This is a genomic window from Duganella violaceipulchra (assembly GCF_019166075.1).
In the GTDB taxonomy this organism is placed as follows: domain Bacteria; phylum Pseudomonadota; class Gammaproteobacteria; order Burkholderiales; family Burkholderiaceae_D; genus Rugamonas; species Rugamonas violaceipulchra.
This window is the reverse complement of the sequence record NZ_JAHTGR010000231.1, coordinates 1-255: the sequence shown is the minus strand read 5'-3', so window position 1 is coordinate 255 and position 255 is coordinate 1. Positions and strand designations below refer to the sequence as shown.

General features: G+C 66.7%; 1 protein-coding gene. It reads left to right on the top strand.

What is annotated here, in order from left to right; translation table 11 throughout:
- A partial coding sequence (locus tag KVP70_RS33835; RefSeq protein WP_217946795.1) for an AMP-binding protein occupies positions 1-255 on the top strand: 255 nt, incomplete at both ends.

The following is a 255-nucleotide window of genomic DNA, read 5'->3' as shown; positions in this document are numbered from 1 at the left end:
CTGTTCGAGCGGCATGCCGAACTTCGTCCCGAGGCGACCGCGCTGGTGTGCGGCGATCTGGAAGTCAGCTATGCCGATTTGAACCGCCAGGCCAACCAGTTGGCGCGCCATCTGCGTGGCTTGGGCGTGGGAGCCGACGTCCGGGTGGCGATCTGCAGCGGACGCGGGATCGAGATGGTGCTGGCGATGCTCGCTACGCTGAAGGCGGGTGGCTGTTATGTGCCGCTCGATCCGGCCTATCCGGCCGAACGGCTG